At 71.1% G+C, this 22,694-nt stretch carries 27 protein-coding genes, 1 pseudogene and 1 riboswitch; of the genes and pseudogenes, 8 read left to right on the top strand and 20 right to left on the bottom strand.

The genetic code is table 11. The features are described from left to right. Window positions 1-72 precede the first annotated feature (72 nt). The gene (locus ACH442_RS40635; protein WP_396343464.1) at window positions 73-621 is read left to right on the top strand and encodes a hypothetical protein; all 549 of its coding nucleotides are present in this window, start codon (window positions 73-75) and stop codon (window positions 619-621) included. A 293-nt stretch (window positions 622-914) separates the two neighbouring features. Next, entirely contained in the window at window positions 915-1,190 is a 276-nt protein-coding gene (locus ACH442_RS40630; RefSeq protein ID WP_396343463.1) for a hypothetical protein, read from the top strand. A 22-nt stretch (window positions 1,191-1,212) separates the two neighbouring features. On the opposite strand, the gene ACH442_RS40625 is transcribed toward ACH442_RS40630, so the two are convergent. Beyond that, on the bottom strand, window positions 1,213-1,869 hold the full coding sequence (locus ACH442_RS40625; protein WP_396343462.1) for a TetR/AcrR family transcriptional regulator: 657 nt from the start codon (window positions 1,867-1,869) through the stop codon (window positions 1,213-1,215). A gap of 118 nt (window positions 1,870-1,987) precedes the next feature. Between ACH442_RS40625 and ACH442_RS40620 the strand changes: the two genes are divergently transcribed. Together ACH442_RS40620 and ACH442_RS40615 are read left to right on the top strand one after the other, a co-directional pair. Then, complete coding sequence (locus ACH442_RS40620) at window positions 1,988-2,818, top strand: TIGR03620 family F420-dependent LLM class oxidoreductase (RefSeq protein ID WP_396343461.1); 831 nt, start codon at window positions 1,988-1,990, stop codon at window positions 2,816-2,818. A 2-nt stretch (window positions 2,819-2,820) separates the two neighbouring features. After that, entirely contained in the window at window positions 2,821-3,558 is a 738-nt protein-coding gene (locus ACH442_RS40615; protein ID WP_396343460.1) for an SDR family NAD(P)-dependent oxidoreductase, read from the top strand. Here the strand turns inward: ACH442_RS40615 and ACH442_RS40610 are convergent. Then, window positions 3,528-4,949, bottom strand: a complete 1,422-nt coding sequence (locus ACH442_RS40610; protein ID WP_396343459.1) for an amidase — start codon at window positions 4,947-4,949, stop codon at window positions 3,528-3,530. The two genes, ACH442_RS40615 and ACH442_RS40610, sit on opposite strands and share 31 nt — an antisense overlap. A 65-nt stretch (window positions 4,950-5,014) precedes the next feature. Further along, window positions 5,015-5,758, bottom strand: coding sequence for an SDR family oxidoreductase (locus ACH442_RS40605; RefSeq protein WP_396343458.1), 744 nt, complete (start codon window positions 5,756-5,758; stop codon window positions 5,015-5,017). A gap of 104 nt (window positions 5,759-5,862) precedes the next feature. Here ACH442_RS40605 and ACH442_RS40600 point away from each other — a divergent pair, with 104 nt between their 5' ends. Further along, window positions 5,863-6,777 carry a helix-turn-helix transcriptional regulator gene (locus ACH442_RS40600; RefSeq protein ID WP_396343457.1) on the top strand — a complete coding sequence of 305 codons (915 nt, stop codon included), beginning with the start codon at window positions 5,863-5,865 and terminating at the stop codon, window positions 6,775-6,777. Here the strand turns inward: ACH442_RS40600 and bluB are convergent. Next, complete coding sequence (gene bluB / locus ACH442_RS40595; protein ID WP_396343456.1) at window positions 6,686-7,306, bottom strand: 5,6-dimethylbenzimidazole synthase; 621 nt, start codon at window positions 7,304-7,306, stop codon at window positions 6,686-6,688. The two genes, ACH442_RS40600 and bluB, sit on opposite strands and share 92 nt — an antisense overlap. An 11-nt stretch (window positions 7,307-7,317) precedes the next feature. Beyond that, a riboswitch (cobalamin riboswitch) is annotated at window positions 7,318-7,524 on the bottom strand. A 106-nt stretch (window positions 7,525-7,630) separates the two neighbouring features. Between bluB and ACH442_RS40590 the strand changes: the two genes are divergently transcribed. After that, the gene (locus ACH442_RS40590) at window positions 7,631-9,346 is read left to right on the top strand and encodes a DUF6528 family protein (RefSeq protein ID WP_396343455.1); all 1,716 of its coding nucleotides are present in this window, start codon (window positions 7,631-7,633) and stop codon (window positions 9,344-9,346) included. Window positions 9,347-9,383: 37 nt separating this feature from the next. Here ACH442_RS40590 and ACH442_RS40585 read toward each other — a convergent pair whose 3' ends face one another. The 12 genes from ACH442_RS40585 to ACH442_RS40530 form a co-directional block, all read right to left on the bottom strand. Continuing rightward, complete coding sequence (locus ACH442_RS40585) at window positions 9,384-9,692, bottom strand: NIPSNAP family protein (RefSeq protein WP_396343454.1); 309 nt, start codon at window positions 9,690-9,692, stop codon at window positions 9,384-9,386. Window positions 9,693-9,723: 31 nt separating this feature from the next. After that, window positions 9,724-10,065 carry an ester cyclase gene (locus ACH442_RS40580; RefSeq protein WP_396343453.1) on the bottom strand — a complete coding sequence of 114 codons (342 nt, stop codon included), beginning with the start codon at window positions 10,063-10,065 and terminating at the stop codon, window positions 9,724-9,726. Window positions 10,066-10,184: 119 nt separating this feature from the next. Continuing rightward, a complete protein-coding gene (locus ACH442_RS40575) occupies window positions 10,185-10,580 on the bottom strand; it encodes a DUF6578 domain-containing protein (protein ID WP_396343452.1) in 396 nt (131 codons plus the stop codon). A gap of 16 nt (window positions 10,581-10,596) precedes the next feature. Then, on the bottom strand, window positions 10,597-11,493 hold the full coding sequence (locus ACH442_RS40570; protein ID WP_396343451.1) for an LLM class flavin-dependent oxidoreductase: 897 nt from the start codon (window positions 11,491-11,493) through the stop codon (window positions 10,597-10,599). Further along, the gene (locus ACH442_RS40565; protein ID WP_396343450.1) at window positions 11,490-13,562 is read right to left on the bottom strand and encodes an LLM class flavin-dependent oxidoreductase; all 2,073 of its coding nucleotides are present in this window, start codon (window positions 13,560-13,562) and stop codon (window positions 11,490-11,492) included. The genes ACH442_RS40570 and ACH442_RS40565 overlap by 4 nt, the downstream gene beginning before the upstream one ends. Before the next feature lie 56 nt (window positions 13,563-13,618). Then, window positions 13,619-14,419, bottom strand: a complete 801-nt coding sequence (locus ACH442_RS40560) for a thioesterase family protein (RefSeq protein WP_396343449.1) — start codon at window positions 14,417-14,419, stop codon at window positions 13,619-13,621. 8 nt (window positions 14,420-14,427) lie between these two features. Further along, window positions 14,428-14,682 carry an aldo/keto reductase gene (locus tag ACH442_RS40555; protein ID WP_396343448.1) on the bottom strand — a complete coding sequence of 85 codons (255 nt, stop codon included), beginning with the start codon at window positions 14,680-14,682 and terminating at the stop codon, window positions 14,428-14,430. Window positions 14,683-14,912: 230 nt separating this feature from the next. Further along, window positions 14,913-15,680, bottom strand: a complete 768-nt coding sequence (locus ACH442_RS40550) for an SIR2 family NAD-dependent protein deacylase (RefSeq protein ID WP_396343447.1) — start codon at window positions 15,678-15,680, stop codon at window positions 14,913-14,915. A gap of 137 nt (window positions 15,681-15,817) precedes the next feature. Further along, window positions 15,818-16,366: a nitroreductase family protein gene (locus ACH442_RS40545; protein WP_396343446.1), complete on the bottom strand. Its 549-nt coding sequence runs from the start codon at window positions 16,364-16,366 to the stop codon at window positions 15,818-15,820. A 312-nt stretch (window positions 16,367-16,678) separates the two neighbouring features. Beyond that, window positions 16,679-17,290, bottom strand: coding sequence for a hemolysin III family protein (locus tag ACH442_RS40540; protein WP_396343445.1), 612 nt, complete (start codon window positions 17,288-17,290; stop codon window positions 16,679-16,681). Then, complete coding sequence (locus ACH442_RS40535; RefSeq protein WP_396343444.1) at window positions 17,287-17,694, bottom strand: TIGR03618 family F420-dependent PPOX class oxidoreductase; 408 nt, start codon at window positions 17,692-17,694, stop codon at window positions 17,287-17,289. Before ACH442_RS40535 ends, ACH442_RS40540 begins: the two co-directional genes overlap by 4 nt. Window positions 17,695-17,708: 14 nt before the next feature. After that, window positions 17,709-18,422 carry a GTP pyrophosphokinase family protein gene (locus ACH442_RS40530; RefSeq protein WP_396343443.1) on the bottom strand — a complete coding sequence of 238 codons (714 nt, stop codon included), beginning with the start codon at window positions 18,420-18,422 and terminating at the stop codon, window positions 17,709-17,711. Window positions 18,423-18,543: 121 nt separating this feature from the next. Between ACH442_RS40530 and ACH442_RS40525 the strand changes: the two are divergent. After that, a pseudogene (locus ACH442_RS40525) lies at window positions 18,544-18,675 on the top strand (LLM class flavin-dependent oxidoreductase); the annotation flags it as partial. A 180-nt stretch (window positions 18,676-18,855) separates the two neighbouring features. Here the strand turns inward: ACH442_RS40525 and ACH442_RS40520 are convergent. Together ACH442_RS40520 and ACH442_RS40515 are read right to left on the bottom strand one after the other, a co-directional pair. Continuing rightward, the gene (locus tag ACH442_RS40520; protein WP_396343500.1) at window positions 18,856-19,065 is read right to left on the bottom strand and encodes a hypothetical protein; all 210 of its coding nucleotides are present in this window, start codon (window positions 19,063-19,065) and stop codon (window positions 18,856-18,858) included. Between the two features lie 28 nt (window positions 19,066-19,093). Beyond that, on the bottom strand, window positions 19,094-20,056 hold the full coding sequence (locus ACH442_RS40515) for an EamA family transporter (protein ID WP_396343442.1): 963 nt from the start codon (window positions 20,054-20,056) through the stop codon (window positions 19,094-19,096). A 70-nt stretch (window positions 20,057-20,126) separates the two neighbouring features. Here ACH442_RS40515 and ACH442_RS40510 point away from each other — a divergent pair, with 70 nt between their 5' ends. Further along, window positions 20,127-20,678 carry a CGNR zinc finger domain-containing protein gene (locus ACH442_RS40510; protein ID WP_396343441.1) on the top strand — a complete coding sequence of 184 codons (552 nt, stop codon included), beginning with the start codon at window positions 20,127-20,129 and terminating at the stop codon, window positions 20,676-20,678. Between the two features lie 6 nt (window positions 20,679-20,684). Here the strand turns inward: ACH442_RS40510 and ACH442_RS40505 are convergent, their stop codons facing one another. Both ACH442_RS40505 and ACH442_RS40500 read right to left on the bottom strand, forming a co-directional pair. After that, window positions 20,685-21,956 (bottom strand): hypothetical protein, encoded by a 1,272-nt coding sequence (locus ACH442_RS40505; RefSeq protein WP_396343440.1) that lies wholly within the window; start codon window positions 21,954-21,956, stop codon window positions 20,685-20,687. Further along, window positions 21,928-22,659, bottom strand: a complete 732-nt coding sequence (locus ACH442_RS40500; RefSeq protein WP_396343439.1) for a methyltransferase family protein — start codon at window positions 22,657-22,659, stop codon at window positions 21,928-21,930. The genes ACH442_RS40505 and ACH442_RS40500 overlap by 29 nt, the downstream gene beginning before the upstream one ends. Between the last annotated feature and the right edge of the window lie 35 nt (window positions 22,660-22,694).

The raw sequence follows: 22,694 nt of genomic DNA, 5'->3' as shown, positions 1-22,694 counted from the left end.
TTTCGCCCGGCGCGAGCAGGAGAGCACTCGGCACCGCCGCAGTTCCACGCGTGGCTTCACAGGCTTGCTGTCATGCCGCCGATCGTGCTTGCCTCCCCCGCCGAACTCGGGCGGCAGGTGACCTGCAACGGGGATGCGAGACATCGGTCGCGGTTGGATCATGTCGACGTGCAGATCGAAGCGTGGCTCAACCGGGTCAGCCAGTTCATCCCCGGGCAGGAGATCTTCCGGTCCGAGCGTGACTTCTCCGTGTGGGCGTACACCGTGAGTCATAGGCAGCTCCTGCTCCGCTCCCGGCCTACTGGCGGCCAATCGCGTATCGACGTCTTGTTCAAGCCGGTCCGGGTCATGAAAATGCGTACCGAATTCGACGGCCTGGTCATCCGGTGCGGGACGACCGCCGAACGTGATCGCATCCTCGCGTCGACCGGGCTGGCCGGAAAAGACCTCCACGTACTCATGGTCGGAACGGCAGCCGAGCTCGACTACGTCGTTGCCGGAGCCGTGGGCTGGCGCGAGGACGACGGCCAAGACAATGAGCCGAGCTCGCTCGCTTTCTTCCCACCTGGTGGCGACCCGAATCGGCTTCTCCCGGCGGCCGACCCAGGGTCCGCAGAGTGATGATCCGAGGCACTTGTCTGTCCGGCCGCGAAGGTGTGGGGGCGTCGCCGGCGGCGGTGCGATACCGGATGTCGCTCGGGATCGACATAGGGTCGGGAGCATGACCAGGCGATTGTTCTCAACGGTTACGGACCTCCCGACGTGCTGCGCCTCGGCGAGGTCGAGGTGGGCGCGCCCGGGGACGGGCAGATCCGAGTCGCCGTGCGGTTCGCCGGGGTCGGGCCGACCGACCTGGCGATCCGGTCGGGGCGGCTGGGCGCGCGGTTCCCGGGCCGGGTGACCGGGTCGACGCGGTGTTCGACGCGTCCGGGCGTAGTGATCTGCGCGCGATGGTCGCGCTGGCCGGTGGGCCGCAACGGGTGATCACGCTGTCCGACCCGCGGGGGCCGGCGCTCGGGGTGACGCTGTCCGAGGTCGTTCCGTCCCAGGTCAAGGTGGCCCTGGCGACGGTGGCCGGGGCCGGGTTGACGCTGCAGTCGCGCACTGTGGCGCCGCTGGGTGAGGCCGCGGACGTTCATGCGCGGCTGGATAACGGCTCAGTCCGTACCAAATTCGTTCTGGAACTTTGACGATCGCGCTGGAGCCGGCCGTTCAGGAGCCGTTCGCGGTGTGGACGGCCGTGGCGGGCCTCGACGACGCGCTGGTCCGGCGCGGGATGGCGCGCAGGGCGATGTCGACCGTGGCGTGCAGCGCGGCCCGGCCGGCGCCGCCCGCGGCGTGCACGGCGTTGCCCTCGCTGACCACCATCACGTAGCGGGCCAGGGCCACCGGATCCGTTCCGGCGGGCAGATCCTTCTCGGTCACGGCCTGCGTGAGGCGGTCGGCCAGGGCCGCCTCCCCGGCGAGGCGGCTCGCCGCCAGGAATTGGGCGATGTGGCCGTTGTCGCTGCCACAGGCGAGCCCGCCCTGGATCGACAGGCATCCGGCGGGCCGATCGGTCCGGGTCAGCGCGTCGGCGTTCGCGCGAAGAAAGGCTTCGATCACCGCGTACGCCGTGGGCTGCGCGAGGGCGTCACGCGCGTAGGCCATGTCGAACTCGGCGTAGCGCGCGACCGCGCGGCGGAACAACTCGTCCTTGTTGCCGTAGGCCGCGTACATGCTGGTGCGGTTGATGCCCATGGCCTCGGTGAGGTCGCTCAGCGACGCCCCCTCGTAGCCGTGGCGCCAGAAGACCTCGACGGCCCGATCCAGAGCGGCGTCCGCGTCGAAGCCCCGGGGCCGGCCGCGCTCCCGCGTCTTCACTGTCATCCCGGTTCCTCCTGATGTCGTGACGCAGCTCATCTTAACCGATCGGTACAGAAATAGCCCGGGGCATGTTAGCGTTCCGTAACTACGTATCGAGCGGTACAGAAATTCGGTGAGGGTGATGAACCAGCTGGGACGCGTAGGCGTCTGGAGCATGGAGTTACGCAACGCCGGGCGGCCCGAGATCCGGGACGCGGCAGCCGAGCTCGACGAGCTCGGGTGGCGCACGATCTGGCTGCCCGGCCTGGACGGCACCGGTGTCCTCGACGCGGTCGACAAGCTGCTGGTGGCGGCACCGAACGCGCAGGTGGCCACCGGGGTCCTCAACATCTGGGGACAGCCGGCCGCGACGCTGAAGCCCTGGGCTGCGGCCCGTCAGGACCGGGTTCTGCTGGGGCTCGGCATCGGCAGCCCGGCCGGAGCGGCGGCCCACGGCCTCGACTACGGCAACCCGGTCGCGTCGATGAGCCACTACCTGGACGAACTCGGGCCGGGACGGCAGCTGCTCGGCGCGCTCGGGCCGAGGATGGTCGACCTGGCCGTGCGGCGGACCGCCGGGTGGCACCCGTTCCTCGTCACGCCGGACTACGTGTCGTCGTACCGACAGAGGGTCGGACCGGACCCGCTGATCGCGCCGCACCAGGCCGTCTACCTGGGCACCGACGTCGCCGCGGCGCGGGCGGCGGCCCGGGCCGGGGTCGGGATGTTCCTCGGCTTCCCGACCTACCGCAACAACCTGAAGCGCCTCGGCTTCACCGACGACGACCTGGCGCCCGGCGGCAGCGACCGGCTCATCGACGCGCTGGTCGCCCACGGGACCGCCGACGACATCGCGCGGCGCGTCCAGGAACACCTCGACGCGGGCGCGGATCACGTCGCGCTTCACGTCCTGTCCCCGTCCCTCCCCCGCACGCAGTGGCGTGAACTCGCGTTCCTTTCGAAGGAGAACTGATCATGAGCAAGACCGCACTCGTCACCGGCGCCACCTCCGGCATCGGCCTGGCCGCCGCCCGTAAGCTCGCCGCCGACGGCCTGCACGTCTTCATCACCGGCCGGCGCCAGGACGCGCTCGACGAGGCCGTCGCCTCGATCGGGCTCAACGCCACCGGCATCCGCGCCGACGTCGCCAGCCTCGACGACCTCTCCCTGGTCGCCGACGAGATCCGTCGTCGCGGTGACGGCCTCGACGTGCTGTTCGCCAACGCCGGCGGCGGTGAGTTCGCGGCGCTCGGCGACATCACGTGGGAGCACTACGCCAGCACGTTCAACACCAACGTCGGCGGGACGCTGTTCACCGTCCAGACCGTCCTGCCGCTGCTCAACCGCGGCGCGTCGATCATCCTGACCAGCTCCAACATCGACGTGAAGGGGGCCGCGTCGTTCAGCGTCTACGCGGCCAGCAAGGCCGCACTGCGGTCCTTCACCCGCAGCTGGGCGGCCGAGCTGGTCGGCCGGGAGATCCGGGTCAACAGCATCGCGCCCGGCCCGATCGAGACGCCCGGCCTCAGCGGCCTCGCGCCCGACCCGGCCGCCGCCGAGCAGCTACTCAAGGGGCTGGCCAGCGGTGTGCCGATGAACCGCCTGGGCAAGCCGTCGGAGATCGCCGAGGTCGTCGCCTTCCTGGCGTCCGACGCGAGCGCCTACATGACCGGCGCCGAGATCTACGTCGACGGCGGCGCCAGCCAGGTCTGACGCGGGTCGATCGGGGCCAGGGTCCCGAGTCGTCGCTCGATGGCCGCCGCTGCCGTGAGGCACATGTCCTCCCGGTAGGGGCGGCCGACGATCTGGACCCCGGCCGGCAATCCGTCCTGGACGCCGGCCGGGACCGCGACCGCGGGCAAACCCAGAAAACTGGTCGCCGTGCAGAGCCGCATCGCCTCGGTGACCGCGATCCGGCCGGCCCGGTTGCGGCTCTCCAGGCCCGGCTCGACCGGCGGCTGCGTGAAGACCGGCCCGAGCAGCAACGGGAAGCGCTGCAGGAACTCGCCCCAGGCGCGCTGGATGCCGAGCCGGACCCCGGTCAGGCGCAGGAACTCGGCGGCGTCGACCGGCGGGTGCTCGGCCATCCCCAGCTCGATGTACCGGTGCGCGTCCTCGCCCAGCAGCGGGCGGATCGCCGGCCAGGCCGGCGCGAACTCGGTCATGACCATCGACTGGTACGCCCGGAGCGCGTCGTGCAGCCGGGGCACGTCGGCCACGGGCTCGACGACGTAACCGGCGTCATGCAGGGCTTCGGCCGCGCCGGCGATCGCGCGGGCCACCGTGGGGTGCACGCCCAGGTCGCCCGGGTCGGTCACCACGGCGACCCGCACCGGGCCGGGCACCGCGTCGCCGTCCACGGGCATCGCCACGGCGCGCGGGTCACGGGGATCGGTGCCGGCCAGAACCTCGTACGCGGTGCGCAGATCCTCGACGGTGCGTGCCAAGGGGCCGTCGACGACGAACATCTGGGAGCACCACCCCGGATCGTCGGCGCCGAGACGATGGTCGGCCGGGAATCGCCCGTACGACGGTTTCAGCCCCGCCACCCCGCAGAACGCCGCCGGGATCCGGACCGAGCCACCGGAGTCGTTGCCCAGCCCGAGCGCGGCCATCCCGGTCGCCACCGCGGCGCCGTCGCCGCCGCTGGATCCGCCCGGGGTCCGCGCCGGATCCCACGGGTTGACCGTGTCACCGAACAGTTCGCTGCGGGAGTGCATGCCGGCCAGGGTGAGCGTGGGCATGTTGCTGTGACCGATGACGATCGCGCCGGCCGCGCGCAGCCGGGCCACCGGCGGGGCGTCCGCGGCCGCGACCAGGTTCCGCAGCCGGGACGCGCCGTGCGTGGTGGGCACCCCGGCGACCGCGAGGTTCTCCTTGACCGTGAACGGGACCCCGGCGAGCGGTCCCGCAGGGTTCCGGTCGATCGCGGCGGCGTCCTCCAGCGCTTGGTCGGCCAGGAGCTGGGTGATCGCGTTGATCGCGGGGTTGACCTGGGCGATCCGGCTCAAGTGCTGCTCGGTGAGCTCGACGGCGGACAGGTCGCCGGCGCGGACGGCGGCGGCTTGGCGGGTCGCACTCAGGCGCCACAACTCCTCGGTCACAGTCCGGAACAGTAGGCCGTCTCCGCTTTCCCCGGGGACCCCGCCCGGGTCACGGCTGAGGCGGCTCAGCGCCCCGGCAACGTCTTGAGCGCCTGCGATCGTGCCGCCACCAGCTCGGCGTAGGTGCCGTCGCGTTCGGCCCAGCGGTGCTGCAACACGGCCTGCACGAGGATCTCGTCCGGGGTCGGGTCCTGCGCGAGAAGTCCCATCACCTCGTCGAGGTAGTCGTCGAGGTCCAGCGCGCGCGGGTTCAGCCGCTTGTGCTCCGGCGTGGTCGCCACCCCCGGCGGCACCAGTTCGGTGACCTCGACGCCGGTGCCGGCGAGCTGCGCACGTAACGCCTCCGTGTACGCGTGCACGCCCGCCTTCGTCGCGGCGTACGTGGCCATCAGGGGAAACGGCAGGAACCCGATGCCCGAGCCGACCGTCACGAAGGTGCCGGTGCCCCGGGCGACCAGGTGCGGGGTGAAAGCGTCGAGCACCCGGATGGTGCCGAGCAGGTTGGTCTGCACGGCCGCCTCGGCCACGGTGAAGTGCTCCGGGTCGCGCAGGTCCTCGGTCGGCTGGATCCCCGACATGGTGACCACGACGTCGAGGCCGGGGTGGCTGTCCAGTACGGTGTCGCGGGCCCGCCGCACCGAGCCGGCATCGGTGACGTCGATCTCGACGGTGCTCAGACCGGCGAGGGAGACCGGGCGGCGCCCGCCGACGATGACGGTGCCGCCCGCGGCGGCGAAACGGCGGGCCAGGCCCAGGCCGATGCCCGAGGTGCCCCCGGCGATGAAGACCGTGCGGTGGTTGATGTCCATGAACACCAAGGTCGCAGCCCCGCGAGAGCCCAGGAAGTGCTCTGCTGATCCAGGTAGTGGCAGGACCCCCTGTCCGCGCTCGCGCCGGGACTAGCCTCGGCCTCATGAGCGGCGACAGCACCAATCGGCTGGGCGAATACCTGCGTGCGCGGCGCGAACTGGTCACGCCCGAGCAGGCCGGCATCCTGCCCGGGACCCGCCGCCGGGTCCGGGGTCTGCGCCGGGAGGAGGTGGCGCTGCTCGCCGGGATCAGCGCCGACTACTACCTGCGGCTGGAACGGGGCCGCGACAAGAACCCGTCACCTCAGGTGCTGGAAGCGCTCGCCAAGGTCCTGCACCTGGACGACGTCGAGAGCCGCTACCTGCTCGATCTGATCGCGCCCAGGCCGCGGACACGCCCCCGGACCCGGCCCGAGCACGTGCCCGCACGGCTGCATCACCTGCTGGCCGCCATCGGGGTCCCGGCCTTCGTCGAGGGCCGGGCATTCGACGTGCTGGCGGCCAACACCCTGGCCACGGCGCTGTCACCCCGGCTGCGCCCGGGCCAGAACCGGCTGCGGTCGATGCTGCTCGACCCGGAGGAACGCGAGTTCCACGCCGACTGGGAACGCTCCGCGGCCGGCCTCGTCGCGGCGTTCCGCCAGACCATCGGTGACGCGCCCGACGACGCCCGGGTCGTCGAGCTGGTCGGCGAGTTGTCGCTGTCCAGTGCGAGATTCCGTTCGTTGTGGGCGCGTCACGACGTGCGGCAGCTCCAGGGTGGCACGACCACCGTGCGGCATCCGGTGGTCGGCGAGCTCACCCTGCACCGGGACAAGTTGCCGGTCGACGGCCTGCTGCTGGTGCTCTACTACCCCGACGAGGCCGGTGAGAACGCGGAGAAGCTGCACCTGCTCGCCTCGCTGGCCGCGTCAGGGCAGGGCATCGTTACCACCGGTCGTCGTGACGGGCGAGCGCCGGCGGCCGGCGACGGCGCCAGCCGTGGCGTTCCAGGTCGGGAATCTCCTGGAGCCGGCTGACGGGGCCGACGCAGAGCCACGCGACCGGGCGGATGCCGGCCGGAATCCCGAGCAGCTCCTGCAGGAACTCCTCGCGGTAGAACGACACCCAGCCGACACCCAGCTCCTCGGCGGTGGCGGCCAGCCACAGGTTCTGGATCGCCAGGCACACCGAGTACAGACCGGCGTCGGCGATCGCGTGCCGCCCCAGGATCGCCGGGCCGCCCCGCTCCGGGTCGTAGGTGACGACGATCGACAGCGTCGACTCCAGCACGCCGTCGATCTTGATGCGGGCGAACCGGCCGGCGGCCTCCCCCTCCAGCGTCGCGGCGAACACGTCCCGCTCGTGACGGACGTGCTCGTGGAATGCTTTTTTCAACCCCTCCTCCCGTACGACGATGAAGTCCCACGGCTGGGACATGCCCACACTCGGCGCGGCATGCGCGGCGGTCAGGATCCGGTCCAGCACCGCGTCGTCGACCGCGTCGCCGGTGAACTCGGCGCGGACGTCACGGCGACGGTGGATGATCTCGTACAAATCGTGCATCATGGGCAGGCTCCCGTTGCGGTCGGACGCGAGGCCGGTCTTCGGACTCCCGGATCGTCACCTCACCGCCCGCCTTCCCAGCCCGTTTCCCGGCCAGTGGCTACGCGCGAACGCGTGTGGGCGGCAGCTCCCCGGTCACCGCGGCGGGCCCGTGCCGGACTCCCACCGGCTTCCCAGATTCTCCCCGCCGAGGGCGGGGCACCTCGCAACAAGTTCGTGCCGCCTCGCACCCTATCGCCCTCGGCCCGCGCGCCGGACAGGTCCTAAGCTTTCCGACGCAACGACAACCATCGACGAACAGGGGTTCGCGTGCGCCGACGATTTCCGGTGGCCCATCTGCTCCTCGCCCTGGCCCTGCCCGCGGTCATCACCCCGGCGGCCGTGCCGCCCACCGCCGCCGCGGCCGCCGCGGCAAGCACACCGAGCCTGTCGCCGCTGGTGCTCAGCGGCCCGGGAAACCTGGTGACCCGGACGCAGGACACCTACATCACCACCGCGGACACCGCCGACCACAGCCTCGGCGCGTTCCTGCACATCGGCACCCCCGACAACGGGGTGACCAAATACCGCAGCCTCCTGCAGTTCGACGTCTCGAAGCTCAGCGGCGCCAGCATCGAGAGCGCCTCGCTGCGGCTGTACAACTCGTACACCGGATCCTGCGACGGCTGGTGGATGTACGCCGACGCGGTCGGCAAGTCGTGGACCGCGTCGACGGTCACCTGGGCGAACCAGCCCGGCACCGTCTCCGGGTACGGCGCGGCGGCCACCTTCGGCATCGGCAACGACGCGCTCGGCTGCCAGGACCACCCGAACGCCACCGACCCGGAGAACACCGACGGCATCTTCCGGCTCGACGTGACCGCCATGGTCCGGGCGTGGGCGTCGGGCGCGCTGGCCAACAACGGGCTGCGGTTGTCGGCCGGGGAGCAGGAGACCAAGGCGTACAAGGACTTCTGCGCGATGAACCCGGCCTCGACCGCCGGGCCGTGCGCGATCACGTACGACATCCCGACCCTGGAGATCAAGATCAATCCGGGGCGGCCGGTGCTCGCCGCGACCAACGGCGCCACCAAGCGCATCGAGTTCTACGACGGGTCCGCCCCGGCGGCGTGGAAGACGACCGGGCCGTTCCTGTGGTGGGCGCCCGACGCGTACCACTCGCTCACCGACACGACGCTGGTCCCCGCCGGCACGTGGGGCGGCGGGGTCGACGTGAAGCTGCGCCCGGCCGGCCGGTACGGCCCCGGTCAGGTGCTGGTGGTCGCCGACAACTCCAGCGGGTTCGTCGGCGTCGTCGGCTACCCCGCGCTCTCCGGCCGCAAATGGGCCGTCAACGTGGGCGGCACCGGCGTGTCCAACGTGCACGGCGCCGAACTGATGCCGGACGGCAACGTCGCAGTCGCCCTGCCACTGCCCGGCAAGGTGCAGATCTGGTCGGCCACCGCCGGTCAGAACTGGACGCCGGGCACGAAGCCGGTCGCCGAGGTCAGCCTCGAAGCCGCGCACCAGGTGCTCTACGACCCGGCCGGGCCGTGGCTGTGGGCCGTCGGCAGCGACAAGCTGGTCCGCTACCGGTACACGCCGGACGCCGGCACGATCGCCGTCGACCAGGAATTCCCGATCCCGGGCCAGACCAAGGTCTCGGCCACCGCCAAGGCATGGGGGCACGACCTCACCACCGTGCGCGGCAACCCGGACCGGCTGTGGGTGACCGCCAACGGCGGCGTCACGCAGTTCTCCAAGTCCGGGACCACGTGCACGGTGACCGACACGGCCACCCACTGGCCCGACCCGGCCAGCCCCGGCGTCGGCGTGCACTGGTGCGGCGACTATCCCGGGGTGGGGCTGATCAACGCCAACCGGATGGTCAAGAACATCGACGACGACCCGGTCAGCGGCACCGTCACGTACGTCTGGGGTGATCTTCCCGGTGAATCCAACGGTTCAGTGATCAACTTCGTGTCGGGTACGAGCCTGGTCAAGGCGGCGGCGGCCAGCTCCAGCGTCTACTACAGCCTGCGCTGGCTGGTGCCGGCCTACTGACCACCCCGGCCGGCGCCACCACCCCGGGTGGCGTCGGCTATTCGGGCAGCAGCGGGCGCATGAACGTACGCTCGTACCACAGCACACAACCCGACTCGTCCCGGATCCGGTCCGCGGCGACGAACTCCGGGTCGTCGCCGAACCGGGCGCGATAACACTCGTAGGCGGCCAGACTCTCGAAACTGAACAACGCCTCGGCCCGGTCACTGGCGCCCTCAGCCGGCAGGAAATATCCGTGATGGACACCGCCGTGCTTCGCGACCAGACGCATCCACTCGCGGGCGAAGCGCTCGAACGCCTCGATCTGACCAGGATCAATCGTGTAGTGCACAACACAGGTGATCACCCGCCGAGCATATGACCCCCCAACCGACCGCTCAGGCGTCGCGGCGCATGGAGGTCAACGCCCACAGTTCGGCGATCCGGCCGTCGCGGACGCGGTACATCTCCAGCATCGTCGGCGTCTGGTCCGGGATTCCGTGCACACTCAACCGCGTCGCCACGCTGTCACCGTCGACGATGATGTCCTCGACCTCGACGCGGGCCTCCGGAAACGCGTCATGAAATCGTTGCCATGCCTCGACGACGCTTTGCGGCCCTGCCGCCTCCAGCGGATGGCTGTAGAAATCGTCGGTGAAGATCTCCAGCGCCGCAGCGTGGTCATGACTGTTGAAAGCCTGGTACATGCGCAACGCCGCCGCGCGGACCTCGCCTGTCACGTGTCCGGGCCTCCTTGCTCGAGGTTGTCGCGCAGCCGTTGGAGCGCCCGCGGCAGACGCTCCGGGCAGGCCCGGTGCCGGTGCCGCGAAGTCGGCGGCGAGCTGCGTGCCGGGCAACTCTATGCGCAAGTCACCTCGACCACGTAGCCGGCGAACTTGAGGTCGCCGCGGTCGGGTGTCCAGCCGTCCGCTGACCGGACGGTGCTGATGACGCCGGAACCGGCCACCGGGCCCAGCCCGGCTCCGCCGGCGAGCGGGCCGTATCGGCAGTGCACGGCACGGATGGCGACAACGGTCCCCACGGTGGGCGGGGTCTCCTCCACGCCCCCATGGTGTTCCTCGGCCAGGTCGATGCCGGCGGCGAGATCCTTGCCGAGCACCGGTTCCAGCCATTCGGTGTCCGGGGCCCGTAGTGTCCAGGACACCTCGTCACCCACGGCGAACGGCTCACCGCAGCACTGCATCTGCCAGTCGTCCACCCAGATCCGGAGCTCCGACGCCACCGCCTCGTCCATCCGCGCAGCCTATCGATCAGGCTCGCTCGGCGGCGACCAGTTCACGGACGGCGGGGGCGACCTCGGCGGCGAACTCCTCGATGGCCGACGGGTCGTCGGTGGCGAGGATGAAGGTGCTGATGCCGTGTTCCAGGGTCAGGCCGGCCAGGTCTTCGGCCCACTGCTCGGCCGGGCCGTTCAGGAACGAGCGGCCGAACTGGCTGAACGTCCCGTTGATGTTGAGCAGGCGCCGCACCCGGGCCGGGTCGCGGCCGGCCTCGCCCGCGCTGTCGTCGATGTGTTCGTTGATGGTGGCGTAGTCGGCCGGGCCGCCCTCGAGGTAGGACAGCGACGGCAGCACCCCGTCGGCCGCCCGGCCGATGAGGCGCAGCATGCGGGGCTTGTAGGCGCCCACCCAGATGTTCATGTCGTGGGCCGGTGCGGGACCACGCTTCAAGCCTTCCACCTGGTAGAACTCGCCGTGGACGTGGACCGGGCCGGGCCGGTCGGCGTCCCAGACGGCGCGGATCACCTTGATTGCCTCGCCGAGCGCGGAGACGGCCTGGCCGGGGCTGAGCCGGCGGGCACCCATCGCCTCGATGCCGTCCCAGAACGCGCCCGCGCCCAGGCCCAGTTCGATGCGGCCGCCGGTGAGCCGGTCCAGGCTCGCGTGGCTGCGGGCGAGGACGGCCGGTTGGCGCAGCGGAAGGCTGAGCACGTTGCCGCTGAGCCGGATCCGGGAGGTGCGCGCCGCGGCGTAGGTGATCAGCGTCCACGTGTCGTGGAACTTCGGCAGGTACGGGTGGTCCTGGAACGTGGCCAGGTCGAGTCCGGCCCGGTCGGCGACGACGGCCAGCTCGACTGCCTGGTGCACCGGCTGGGCGGTGGGCGTGATGAACGTCCCGAAGAGCAGATCGTGTCCGTAGTCGGTCATCGCGTCGCCGCCTTGATGTTGAAGTTGTCGCGGAACAGGTTGTCCGGGTCGTAGCGGTGTTTGAGCTCGCGCAGCCTCGCGAGGGTTTCCGGCGGGAAGGCGTCGCCGATGCGCTCGGGGCTCTGATCGGTCTCGAAGCTCAGGTAGAGCCCGTCGAAGTGCTCGGCCAATGCCGCCCAGCCGGCGTCCACGCGCTGCTTCGAGGAGCCCATCACGATCACCGAGAAGTTCGCCGAGCGGTGGGCGTATGCGGTCGCGGACTCGGGCACGTCGGCGACCGCCCCGCCGACCGTCCGGATCTGGAACCAGTGCACCACGCCGCTGGCCAGCAACTTCGCCGCGGCCCGGGCGAACTCGGGGGTGAGGTGCTCGATCAGCCCGGAGCGGGACACCGGCTCGCCCGCCCCCTGGTGGTAACCGCCCTCGGCCGCGTTGGAGATCACTCCGGTGTACGGCGTGAGCACCACGTTCTGCTGGTAGAGCGGCGCGATCGCGGCGATCGGCTGCAACGCCTCGATGATGGTCTCCGGGTCGTCGTTGTCGACCACGGCCATGACCTGGGCGAACGCGGGCTGCCCGGGCCGGGGCGGACCCATGATCAGCTGGCCGCTGACGTCGCGGGGTGCCTCCTCGATCGCGCGGCCCCATTTGACGAGCAGGTCGGCCGGATCGTCGGCGGCCATCACGAGCTGGGCGAATCCGACGTTGCCGACGTCGTACGCCTCGAACTCGAACGACGTCACGACACCGAAGTTGGCACCGGCGCCGCGGACCGCCCAGAACAGGTCGGGGTTCTCGGTCGCCGAGGCGCGCACGACGCGGCCGTCGGCGAGCACCATCTCGGCCGCGACCAGGTGGTCGATGGTCAACCCGTGTTTGCGGGCCAGCCAGCCGACGCCGCCGGCGGTCGCCAGCCCGCCGACGCCGACGCCGCCGTAGTCACCGGAGCTCAGGGCCCAGCCGTACGGGTGGATGGCCTGGGCAACGTCCATCCAGCGCGCGCCCGGACCGACTTTGATCAGCCGCCGCGACTCGTCGAGCACCTCGATGGTGTTCATCGCGGCGACGCTGACCACGATGCCGCCGTCGTTGGTGGAGCGGCCGCTCATCCCGTGCCCGGCGCTGCGCAGACCGAACGGCAGGTCCGGGTGCCGGCGCACGAACGCCAGGGCGTCGACGACCTCGCTGGTCGTGCGCGGTCGCAGGACCAGGCCGGGTGCGCCGCCACGCATGTAGGTGGAGCGGACCCGGGCGTAATCCAGGTCACCGGGCTCGACCGCGGTCCCCGCCAAGCTTGCCGGCACGCCGTCGTAGTCGATGCCGGGGCGCCGCTTCGCCCGTACCGAAGAAGGTCTGAAAATGATCTGAGCGGAAGAGGACCGCACGGTCTCCCAGGCGGACAGGTCGGGCAGGTCGCCGGCGCGCACCAGGAACGTGTCGGCACCGAGCGCGCTCAACTCGGCCGGGCCGAAGCCCGGACCGATGATCAGAACTCGGCGGATCTCTTCAGGGTCACGGTCCGCTTCGATCGCGGCCGCTTCGATTTGCTGGTACGCCGTGGCCAGCTCATCCGCACTCACCTGCTCGAGGTCGGCCACCCAGGCGTCCGCCAGCCGCCCGGCGAGGCGCAGTGACTGCTGGTCGTTCCCGGTCAGCCAGATCGGGATGCGGTGGGCCGGGAGGGGCCCGCGCTGCGCCTTCGGGACGCGATGGTGCTCGCCGAGGAAGCGCAGCGGCCCGGCCTCCCCCGCGTCGAGGATCCCGCGCACGATCCCGGTGATCTCGTCGACGTGCGTGCCGGTCAGCGCCAGCTCGAGGCGGCCGCCGGAGAGCAGGTCGAGGCTGGCGGCGGACCGGCCCAGCACGGCCGGCTCGCGGCGGGTGAGGTCGAGGGCGGTGGCGACCAGCCCGACGCGCTCGGTGTGGGCGGCGATCCAGGTCAGCAGCGTCCAGTCGTCGCCGTCGTCCGGGGCGTGCGGCACCGCGACCAGGTCGTAGCCCAGTTCCTCGGCCCGGCGTGCCTCGGCCACCGAGGTGACCAGGGCGCCGAAGCGTACGGGATGTGTCATCGCGGTCCCTCCACAAGTTGATACGTCAATTAGTATCTCACCGGGAGGGGCCGTGCCTAACTGCGCGGCGCCACCAGCAGCGGTTGTGCGATCCGGCACAGCAGGCCGCGGTCGTCGCTGAGCGTGCCGTGGGCGATCCCGGCGCCGTCCGGCCCGATCGTGGTCGCCGCGTCGAAGAACATCCACGGCGAGCCGGGCACGCGCTGCACGATCACGGTCAGTGTCGGCGGGATGAACAGCCACTCGGTGAGCGGCACCTCACCGGAAAGCCCGTTGCAGGAGTCGGCGACGATCAGCATCCGCTGCAGGGCACCCGGCTCCTCCCCACCGACCAGCGGGATCCGCACCCGGGTCCACACCTTCGCAGGGCCGAGCCGGTCGAAGCCGCTCTCGACGAACCGCCACTCGATCGCCTCGCCGTACCCCCATCCGTCGCCGACGCCCTCGAAGTAGATCTCCGGTTGCGGTCCCGGACCCGGCAACGGCGGTGGCAGGACAGCCGGCGTCGCCACGTGCGCGGTCGCGCCGGGCTCCTGGCGGATCCGCCAGGCCGACGCCCGGACGGCGAGCTTGCCGTTCGCCCACAACTCGGCCTCGACCAACTCGACCCGTTTGCCCGGACGCACCACGCGCGCCTGCGTGCGGATCCGCCCCTGCGGGATCCCGCCGAGGAAGTCCACACTGATCCGGGCGATCGGCATGCCTTCGCCCGGGTCGCAGTGCTCGATCGCCCGGGCCAGCAGCGCGGTCGGTGGGCCGCCGTGCTGCAGGCTGACGTCCCACGGGCTGGCAGTGGCCGGGGTGGACTCGAACTCGTCGTCGCCCACCGGCAGGTAGAACGCCTCGTGATCGGACACCGGACTCCTCAGTCCTCGGGGATGACCCGCTCGAAGATCGGGCGGGCCTCGTCCGGATCCGGCCCGTTACGCACGCCGGCGTCGAGCGCGTCGATGCTCGCCAGTTGCTCGCCGGTCAGCTCGAAACCGAACACGTCGAAATTCTCCGCGATCCGGCCCTGATTCGTCGACTTCGGGATCGCCGAGCGGCCCTGCTGCAGGTGCCAGCGCAGCAACACCTGCGCCGGGGTCCTCCCCAACTCGGCGGCGAGCGCGAGGATCACCGAGCTTGCGGGTCGCCTTCTCGAAAGCGTGCAGCGTCTCGTCGTACCCGTAATCGCTGACCCACACCTTCGTCTCGATGAACACCTCGTCGCGGTCCAGCCCGGACCGCCGGATGCCCTCGCCGACCTGCCGTTCGTTGTTCAACACGAGTTCCTGGATCATGCCTTCGACTCTAGGAGCTTCCGCGGGCCGGTGCGGGGGCCTGTCATTACCTCCCACCGCGGGGCTCTCAGCCGCGGACCGGGCCGGGCTTCGTCCCGGCGAGGGCGGCGCAGATCCCCGGAAGCGCCTCACCGATCGGTTCCCGGATCACCGCGACGGCCAGCTCGTCGTAGGGGGTCGGATCGCGGTTGACGATCACCAACCGGTGGCCGGCGTTGACCGCCACCGCGCACAGCGAGGCCACCGGCTCCACCTGCAACGAAGAACCGACGGCGATCATCAGCTGGGCATTGGCGGCGATCCGCTCGGCCAGACCGGCGGTCGCCGGGTCCAGATGCTCGCCGAACAGCACGACAGCCAGCTTCAGGATCGCCCCGCAGTCCACACAACGTGGATCGCTGTCACCGGCCTCGACCCGGGCCATCGTCTGCTCGCTCGGGGTTCGTTCCCCGCAACCGGTGCAGACGACCTCGCGCATCGTGCCGTGCAACTCCAGCACCTTGCGCGGGCTGGAACCCGCGCTCTGGTGCAAGCCGTCGACGTTCTGCGTCAGGACCCGCACCGCGACACCGGAACGTTCCAGGTCCGCGAGCGCACGGTGAGCCGCGTTCGGCTGCGCCCGCCAGGCCGGGCTCTGCCGGTGGGACTGCCAGAACGCCGCCCGTACGCCCGGATCGGCCATGAAGGACTGATAGGTGAACGCTTTGACCAGGCTCGGATCGCGCGTCCACACCCCGGACGGCCCCCGGTAGTCCGGAATCCCGGAATCCGTCGAAACACCGGCGCCGGTGAGCACGGCGACCCGCTCCACCCCGTCGACCCAACTCCCGATCATGGTCGTCGATCGTAGGCCGCCCCCGTCACCCGGGCGACCCGATTACCGGCGATAGGGTGCGGCGTGACGTGGGGCGAGGGGCTCGAGACGAACGAACCGGAGCAGCCGCCGGCCGGCACTCCCTTCGGCACCTGAGGTCAGGGGCCCTTCCACAGCAACTCGCCGACCGCTCGCCGCTCGCGGGCCGACGTGTCCGCGGTGGGCGGCACCCGGCCGAACGCCGACATGGTGGTGACCTCCCAGTGGGTGGGCACACCGAACTCGGCGGCCAGAGCATCGCGGTCGAAAGCGCGGAACTGCCGGGCGAACAAGCCGAGAGCCTGGGCCTGGACCGTCATGTGGGCCACCGCCTGGCCCAGGTCGTAGTGCGCGAACTCCGAATACTCCCAGTCGGTGCCGTCGACGAACCGGTGGGCGAGGTTCGCGACGAGGACACTGGCCGACGGAGCCCAGCGGCGGGAACTGGCGGCGAGGTGACGCACCAGTCGCTGGTGCGTGTCGTCACCGCGACGGCCCATGACGAACGCCCACGGCTGGGAGTTGCCGGCGGACGGGGCCCACCGCGCTGCCTCCACGAGCAGTTCGGCGTGGGCCGTGTCCAGGTCGAACGTCGGGTCGAACGTCGTGGGACTCCACCGTGCCGCAAGCAACGGATGCAACCCGGGCACCATCGAGTCGTCCTGCATCAAGCTTCTCCTCACGGCACCAGCGGGCGGGAAGTGCCACCCCGCGCCGCCTCGACGCCCTCGGCCGCCTGTCCCACAATGCCAGCGTGCCGACAGCGTTGCGTAACTCAGGGCACGAGATGTGGTGCCGTCGCGGCCGGCGCCCGCACACGCGCCCATTCCGGCCGACCGGCCAGGGAGCCAGGGCATCGAGCATCTTGAGGCTGCCTCGCGCGCGGCGCAGCTCGCCGGGACGGTTGACCCGCTCGCCGGGTCCAGCTTCCTCTTCGAGCGCGTAAGGCGGAACCTCAGCGGCCGGCGAAGGCTGCCCGGTCAGGTCGTGAGGAGGAAGACGGCCGTGTAGTGGCAGGTGGCGGCGGCGCAGATGAGGGCGTGGAACACCTCGTGGTAGCCGAACACCGCCGGGGACGGGTTGGGCCGGCGGTAGTGGTAGGTGAGCGCGCCGGCGACGTACAGCAGGCCGGCGGCAGCGGCGAGCGCTCCCACGAGCGGGCCGGCGTGGAGCCAGACCAGCGGGAAGGCCGGCACCGCCACCGCCGCGAGGGCGAGGTACGTGCCGCCGACCACCCGCTCGGGTGCCCGCATCCGGGACACGTGCAGGCCAGCCGCCACGGCCGCGACCGCCCACGTCAGAATCACGCCGGCACGGCCGTGGGGGGCGGCGTACCGGTACATCGGGGTCGCGGTCCCGGCGATCAGGACGAAGATCATCAGGTGGTCGGCTCGCTGCAGGACACGGCGGAGGCCGAGGGGCCGGTCGACGCGGTGGTACAGGGCGCTGGTGCCGAACATCGCGCTGACGCTGATCGCGTAGACGGCGGTGCCGGGCGCGGCCCGGATCAGGAACGCGCCGGCGAGCAGCGAGAGCGGGAACCAGATGAGGTGCAGCCGGCCGCGCCAGACCGGCTTGGGGATGAACGTCAAGCGCGCAGCTTCCCCCACACGTGCCAGCTCTCGATCGTCAGGTGTGTGGCGACCCGCGGGCTCTCCCGGTTGGGGTAGTCACGGCCGGTGTAGTGCCGGGACAACCGGTCGATCTGGGCCAGGCCGGTGTCGTCGGTGATCGGGCCGACCCGGCCCTGCAGGCTGACGTGGGTGTACCAGTCGTCGTCGGCGAGGACGGTCAGCGACACCCGCGGGTCGGCGCGCAGGTGTTTGATGCGGGCGCGGGTGGCGTCCAGCCCGAGCAGCACCCGGCCGTCGTCCTCCAGCAGGTACCACGTGGCCACGGTGACGGGGCGGCCGTCGGCGGCGACGGTGGCCATCACGGCGGGGTTGGGCCGGCGGAGCAGTGCGAGGACGTTCTCGGGCAGAGGCTTGGCAGACATGGTCATGACCTTACTCAGTGGCGTGGGCCGTGGATTTCCTGGTGGAGGCGTTCCATGCGTTCGTCGAGGCGGGCGGCGTCCTCGGCGGCGGCGGCCAGTTCGTCGCGCAGCGGGGCGGGCACGTCGGCGTCGTGCTTGTAGTAGATCTTGTGTTCGAGGCTGGCCCAGAAGTCCATCGCGACGGTGCGCAGCTGGACCTCGACGGGCACGGCCACCACCTGGTCGGAGAGGAAGACCGGGATCTCGACGATCAGGTGCAGGCTGCGGTACCCGTTCTCCTTGGGCTGGGCGATGTAGTCCTTGGTCGTGACCAGGTGGATGTCGGGCTGCTGGGTGAGCATCCGCGCGACGGTGTAGACGTCGGGCACGAAGCCGCAGACGATGCGGATGCCGGCGATGTCGCGGATCCGGGAGCGCAGGTCGTCCATGGTCATCGGGCAGCCGATGCGGCGGGCCTTGGCGGTGATGCTGGCGAGGCTCTTGAGGCGGGGGCTGATGTGCTCGATCGGGTTGCCGCGCCCGCGGTGGGCGAGTTCCTCGGCCAGGATGTTGATCTTCGTGCCGATCTCGGCGAGACCGAACTTGTACACCATGAGGAAGGTGTTGAGTTCCGAGCGCACGTGGTGCGGCATCTCCGGCTCGGGCGTGGTGAAGATCAGCGGGTGCAGCCGGGCGACCTGCCGGTCACCGACGCCGAGGATTTCCGGCTCGGGATGCTCGGTGGTCACGATCTCTTCTCCTCGGTACGTCCGGTGGCCCCTTCACCGTCAATCGGCAGTCCCCGGGCGCACAGTAGCGGACCGGCGCTCACCCTGGGCCAGGAGCCACCGGACTCGCCGCTGACCCCTAATGCCTATAGGTTCCACCGTCTCCACGACGTTCCACCACCCGTTCGACCTCGCCCGTCTCTTCGGCACCCTGGACCACGTCAGCAACGGGCGTGCGGCGTGGAACCTGGTCACGTCGCCGATCGGGAAGGAGAACTCCGGGCCGGGCGCACTGCGGGACTTCGTGGTCGACGGGCTGCTGCACGAGCTGCGCAAACGCGGGACCGTGAAGGACGACTGCCGCGGCGCGACGCTGCGCGAAAACCTAGGGCCGGCCCCTGCCCTGACACGGCCTTCAGGATCGTCCCGGCGACCGCGGCCGGCTCCGAGACCGTCAGCGCGTGCCCAGCGCCAGGGAGTTCCCGCGGCTCAGGACCCGGGCGCGCTCAGCCATGAAGCGCAGCGCGGCCGCCGGGATGTTGCGGTCGGCGTCGCCCCGGACGAACCAGCCGGGCAGCGTGCGCCAGGCCGGCTCGCCGTCGAGCCCGGCGGCGGGGGCCTGCCCGGCGACCGGGCGCCGGGTCGCGGCCATCAGCGCGGACACGACCGGACACCGCCACGGCAGGAGGATCTCAGTGCGCGATCAGTGGTTGTGCCTCGTCGTCGGCGACGGCGGGGGCGGAGGCGGGGGCGACGGCCGGCTGCTCGGCGGGCACGGCCGCGATCCCGGCCAGGATCAGCGCACCGCCGAGCATCTGCAGCGGGCTGAGCCGCTCCCCCACCACGATCCAGGCGAGGATCGAGGCGAAGACGACTTCGAGCAGGCCCACGAAGGACGCGAGGCGCGAGCCGAGCCGCCCACTGCCGAAGATCCCCGAGGCGTACGCGATGGCAGTCCCGAAAACGGCGACCACCCCCAGGGGCACCCACCAGGGCACGATCGCTCCGAGCAGTGGCACCTCCCCGGACGTCGCCGTCATCGGCACCGCCCCGACGAGCCCGCTGAGCCCGAGCACCACGCCGCCGAGCAGCAGGCCGACACCGGCCAGCGCGACGGGCGGCAACCCGTCGGCGGGCCTGGCCGCGACCACGAAGTAGACGGCGCAGCCGACCGCGGCCGCGAACGCCAGGGCCAGCCCGAGCGGGTCGACCGCCTGCAACGCGCCGGGCCCGATCACGAGGACCAGGCCGCCGATCGCGAGCACCGAGCCGAGCAGCACCGCCGGGCGGGGCAGGTGCCGGGTGACCACCCAGGTCCAGAGCACGAGCAGCAGCGGCGCCAGGTATTCGACGAGCAGCGCGGTCGACACCGGCACCCGGCTGATCGCCGCGAAGTAGGTGAGCTGGGTGAACGCGACCGCGATGATGCCCATCCCGAACAGCCGCCAGCGCCCGCGCCACAGCGCGCCCCAGTCGCCGCGCAGGAAGAGCAGCACGAACGGCAGCAGCAGGAGGCCGGCGGTCAGCGCGCGGGCGGTGACCGCGGCAGCCGGTGACCAGCCTGCCTCGAGGAGCGGTTTGATGAACGCCCCGGACGTCCCGAACGAGGCGGCCGAGATCACCGCGGCGGCCAGACCGGTGGACTGCGGTTTCATGACGACTCCTCGGTCATGGACTAAGTTTGTTACGCCCCTGACGCTAGGCTCGCCCCAGTGAGGAGTCAAATTGCTTTTTGCCCCTGACACGGAGGAGGCGCTGGAGTTCGCGGTGGTGCTCGTCAACACCGAGGCCGGCGCGTCCCGATCCGGCACCGACGAGCTCGCCACCGTGGATCACCTGCGCAAACTGCTCTCCCGCAACGTCTTCACCGGGCGGGTCGACTACGACCGGGCCGAGCTGGACGAGGTCCGCGAGGCCCGGGCGCAGATCCGCGCGGCGTGGACCCTCGGCCGCGACGAGGCCGTCGAGGCGGTCAACCGGATGCTGCGCGAGTCGCGGGCGTTGCCGTACCTGACCCGGCACGACGGCTCCGACTGGCACCTCCATGCGACCGACCCGGACGCGCCGCTGGCCGAACGGATCCGGGCCGAGGCCGCGCTCGCCCTGATCGACGTGATCCGGATGAACGAGACGGGCCGCCTGCGGGTCTGCGCCGCCGACGACTGCACCGGCATCTTCATCGACCTGTCCCGCAACGGCTCGAAACGCTTCTGCACCGTCCGCTGCGGCAACCGGATGAACATGGTCGCCTTCCGCGCCCGGAAGACCGCGGTGTGACGGCGGTCAACCGAGGAGGTCGGCCGGGCGTTCCCACAGCGCGCGCGGCAGCCGGGCGTTGCTCGCGCTCCAGATCATCGTCAGCCGGCACACGCCGTGCGGCGCGGAGAGCGCGACCATCGGCCGTGACTGCTGGTTGAGCCCTTTCAGGCCGAAGAGCGCCACCTCGTACTGCGGTGACCGCCCGGCCTCGCGGCGCTCGTCCTGCCAGGCCCGGAACCCGTCGGCGAACCGCCACGGCGCACTCCCGGCCAGCTGGGCGTAGAGGCTGCGCACCCAGGTCTCGGTGTACCGCGCCGACGTGTAACTGATCGGGAACCCGTCCAGGAGCGCGCCCAGATCCGGGTCGACCTCGACGCCGGAGAGGGTGAGCGCGTCGGCGATCGCGTGCTGGTCGAGCAGGTCGGTGATCGGACGCACCTGCTCGGCCGAGGGTGCCTGCCAGCGCTGTTCCGGGGTCGCCGCCTGCCCGGACGATCGCCACAGCCACGGCAGCCGGTCCCACCGATGGTCCTGGTTGACGTCGATCAGGGCCTCGACCCGGGCGACCAGTTCCCCGCCGTCGTTGCGCACGACCAGCCACGGACCGCGCCGGCCGAGCACGGTCCCGTAACCGGTCAGCGCGACGACGGCGCTGCGGGAGAACCGCCCGTTACGGTCACGCGGGAAGTGGAAGCCGACCTGTGCGTGATCGAGATCGGTCAGATCGACGGCCAGCCCGGGACGGTGCACTGCCGGGACCGCGGACTCGTCGACCGCGAACCGCACCCGGCCCGTCTCGGCCGCGGCGACGCGGGCGGCGTGCAGTTTCGCGCGCCGGGCGGCCAGTCGCGGGTCCGGCGGCGGCGGGGTGGCACGCAGCGTGTCCCGGTAGCTGTGCCAGAGGCGGATGGCGTCGACCACGCCCTCCTCGGTGCCGACCAGTTGCCGCGGCGCCCACACCGCGTCGCCGTCACCCGACTCGTCGAGCGTGGTCACCTCGAAGTAGACGTCACCGACCAGGTCGTACTCCAGGTCGACGTCGCGCACCCACAGATGCGGGTCGGTCGACGATTCACCCGTGCGGTGCGCGGCCACGACGGTGACCTGCATGCTGCCGGGCCCGGACGGCTCGTCGACGACCAGGCCGGTCAGCCCGTCCGGAACTTGGCCGTAGAAATCCCGGTACGGCGTGAGCTGGCCGAACGACACCGGGATGCCGAGCCGGCGCAGTCGTTCGACGACGCCGGCGAGCAGTCGCTGACGCTGGTCACGGTGTCTGTCGAGGGGAGCGGACACGCGCACGATCGTAGCGCCGAATCGCTCCCGGCACGATCGACGGGACTCGCTGGGCGTACCCCTGATACTCGGCACCGAACCGGGCCCGCAGGTCCCGTTCCTCGAATCGGATTCCGATCAGGATGTACGCCGTTCCGGAAATTGCGAAGAAAAGGTGTCCCACGCTCATCCGCGGTGTCGCCCAGAACGCGATGACCATGCCCAGCATCAGCGGGTGCCGCAGCCAGCGATAGAGGAAGCGTTCCTTGAATTCCGGCGGGTGGTATTCCTGGCCGCGCCACCGCGTCCACGCCTGCTTCAACCCGAACAGGTCCCAGTGGTCGACCATGTAGGTCGACCAGATCGCCAGTGCCCACCCGGCCGCGTAGACGATCCACATCAGCCCACTGACCTGCCAGATCACCTGCGGAACCGGCTGCCACCAGAAGAGCAGCGCCACCATCAGCAGACCGGCCGCCATCACGAACGTGGACCGCTCGGCGGCCTCGGGAATCAGTCGCGTCAATCGTTTCTTGAAGCCGGCGCGAGCCATGATCGTGTGCTGCAGGGCGAACGCGAACAGCAGCGCGCCGTCGATCGCGAGAGCGACCGGCGTCGATCGAGTGGCCGGGTCGTCGATCGGGCCGGCGAGGAAAATGATCGCCCAGACGGTGCTGGACAGAAACGCCGCATAGGCGACAACGGCGTAGCCGAGAACAATCATCACCCCATTCTCGGCCCGGCGAAGCGGTGGCACAG

The sequence above is a fragment of the Actinoplanes sp. NPDC020271 genome, assembly GCF_044388125.1.
In the GTDB taxonomy this organism is placed as follows: domain Bacteria; phylum Actinomycetota; class Actinomycetes; order Mycobacteriales; family Micromonosporaceae; genus Actinoplanes.
This window is presented reverse-complemented; position numbering and strand designations above follow the sequence as displayed.

Excerpts from the sequence above, each read along its gene's own strand:
- ACH442_RS40565 (WP_396343450.1), bottom strand. The coding sequence starts at position 13,562 with ATGACACATCCCGTACGCTTCGGCGCCCTGGTCACCTCGGTGGCCGAG.
- ACH442_RS40570 (WP_396343451.1), bottom strand. The coding sequence starts at position 11,493 with ATGACCGACTACGGACACGATCTGCTCTTCGGGACGTTCATCACGCCC.
- ACH442_RS40625 (WP_396343462.1), bottom strand. The coding sequence starts at position 1,869 with ATGACAGTGAAGACGCGGGAGCGCGGCCGGCCCCGGGGCTTCGACGCG.
- ACH442_RS40515 (WP_396343442.1), bottom strand. The coding sequence starts at position 20,056 with ATGAAACCGCAGTCCACCGGTCTGGCCGCCGCGGTGATCTCGGCCGCC.
- ACH442_RS40535 (WP_396343444.1), bottom strand. The coding sequence starts at position 17,694 with ATGTCTGCCAAGCCTCTGCCCGAGAACGTCCTCGCACTGCTCCGCCGG.
- ACH442_RS40635 (WP_396343464.1), top strand. The coding sequence starts at position 73 with ATGCCGCCGATCGTGCTTGCCTCCCCCGCCGAACTCGGGCGGCAGGTG.
- ACH442_RS40605 (WP_396343458.1), bottom strand. The coding sequence starts at position 5,758 with ATGGACATCAACCACCGCACGGTCTTCATCGCCGGGGGCACCTCGGGC.
- ACH442_RS40615 (WP_396343460.1), top strand. The coding sequence starts at position 2,821 with ATGAGCAAGACCGCACTCGTCACCGGCGCCACCTCCGGCATCGGCCTG.
- bluB (WP_396343456.1), bottom strand. The coding sequence starts at position 7,306 with ATGATGCACGATTTGTACGAGATCATCCACCGTCGCCGTGACGTCCGC.
- ACH442_RS40545 (WP_396343446.1), bottom strand. The coding sequence starts at position 16,366 with ATGCAGGACGACTCGATGGTGCCCGGGTTGCATCCGTTGCTTGCGGCA.
- ACH442_RS40600 (WP_396343457.1), top strand. The coding sequence starts at position 5,863 with ATGAGCGGCGACAGCACCAATCGGCTGGGCGAATACCTGCGTGCGCGG.
- ACH442_RS40500 (WP_396343439.1), bottom strand. The coding sequence starts at position 22,659 with ATGATTGTTCTCGGCTACGCCGTTGTCGCCTATGCGGCGTTTCTGTCC.
- ACH442_RS40550 (WP_396343447.1), bottom strand. The coding sequence starts at position 15,680 with ATGATCGGGAGTTGGGTCGACGGGGTGGAGCGGGTCGCCGTGCTCACC.
- ACH442_RS40620 (WP_396343461.1), top strand. The coding sequence starts at position 1,988 with ATGAACCAGCTGGGACGCGTAGGCGTCTGGAGCATGGAGTTACGCAAC.
- ACH442_RS40575 (WP_396343452.1), bottom strand. The coding sequence starts at position 10,580 with ATGGACGAGGCGGTGGCGTCGGAGCTCCGGATCTGGGTGGACGACTGG.